This is a genomic window from Dickeya sp. ws52, assembly GCF_007210685.1.
GTDB lineage: Bacteria > Pseudomonadota > Gammaproteobacteria > Enterobacterales > Enterobacteriaceae > Dickeya > Dickeya chrysanthemi.
In genome coordinates, this window is sequence record NZ_SZVX01000046.1 from 1 (window position 1) to 1,669 (window position 1,669).

Genomic DNA, 1,669 nt, shown 5'->3' on the forward strand with positions numbered 1-1,669 from the left:
TAGGCCAGTTTGTAGTTACCCGCCGCCACGGTTTTAAACGTCACCTTATCGGGATACCAGCGGATTTCGACTTCGGCCGATGATTGTAGTTTCCACGCAGACTCCGATACTGATAACGAGATCGAGTCAATCGCAGCACTATCATTTTCTGGATTTTGTGCGTCAATAGCGATAGCAAAAGCGATATTGTCAGGCATAGAAAGTGTATCGGTATAGAGTAAGCTCCACTGTGACGCAGTTATTCCAGCAAGCATGGCCGGGGCCATGCCTTGAGTCATCAGTTTTGATGCGTCCGCATCGTTTGCTGTTAGCGTGCCAATCGAAACCCATGCACTGGCACTAAAAACAAACCACTCGGTTAGATTTCTTGACACAGCAACCCTCACAGAGCCGCTCCCAGTTTGATTTACCGTAGCAGTTGCCAAGGTTATCGCGTTAAAGCCCTTTATGTTACTAAGCTTCAACGGGATGGCGATTTGTGGCGGATAGAGAATTATCGCGTCAGCAGAGCGGCCTGTCACAATACTGACAGAGCCGAGCGACATCAGGCTGCTAATTGGGATGTATCCAGACCAATAAAATCCGGCCGAATCAATGTCAACTGCGGTAGATGGTGATGCGATCTGCACCAGTGTGCCGTCTGATGGCATGTAATAGTTTGAACCGGAGCGTAGCAAAACTTTTTCGGCAAGCTGAATATCCAGCTCCCCCACAGCTACGAACCCAGCCAGACTGCCGATATTGTAGTCTGTTATATACAGACGATAGTAAGCGTAATCAGCCTGCGCTCTCAGGCTGTAAGCCCTGACTTGCCCAGCTACATTACGGGTATCACCGACAACTGAATGCAGGTCAACCCATGTTGTTCCGTTGTTGGAACCTTGCAATATCCATGTTTTGGGGCTATTCGAATAGCCATTTTGATTTCGGGTAGCGATGGAATAACCCGCAACGCGGACCGCTGCTGGCATCTGGATTGCGATCCACTGCGGTGATGCTGAAGATGGTGCCCCTGCACTCAACCATGCATCAGTGAGTACGGCATTCGATTTGTTAAACGCCTTCCAGAGCTGGCTAGCCGCATTACCATCGGCGTTATTTGACGACGCAGTGACGATGTATCCACCCTGCGTGTTACCGGTCATTGCTGGCACCGCCGAGCGATTTGATCGAGCGTAAATGGAGACCGCCGTTGCTGTTGGTCTTGGACTAAGGCTTGTGGAAAAAAAAGTACCATCACTGCTTAGTGCTACTTTTTCACCAGCAACGGCTTTGGCCGTGCCATCAAATAAAAGACCTGGCGTGTGATTGTAGACATCGCCGCTATCGTAGCTATCGGTCGTGATCGTTGATGTTGACCCCGCCTCCTCCTTCAGTGCATAGGCATCGAAGCTGTAATCCATAGTACCGGTAACACTGAACGGGAAGGTCAATACCTGATTCGCCGTCGTACCATTACGCGTTACCACCGTATAACCACGGCCACCATTGCTTCTACTGTTTCCGCCGCCGCTATTGCCGCCTGTTGCACTGACAACCAGTTGGTTGCTGCCGGCATCATAATTCAGCGCAACACCCTGCCCAGCCGCCAACGTCGAGACCAGCACTTTACGTACCGCGTCGGTGAAATCGGTAATTTGCGCGGCGGTATGGCTGTGGTTTGCCAAAT

At 50.8% G+C, this 1,669-nt stretch carries 1 protein-coding gene; it reads right to left on the reverse strand.

Going from position 1 to position 1,669, the window contains the following annotated elements; translation table 11 throughout:
- The coding region (locus FDP13_RS21420; protein WP_143840371.1) for a discoidin domain-containing protein at window positions 1-1,669 on the reverse strand (1,669 nt) is incomplete at both ends.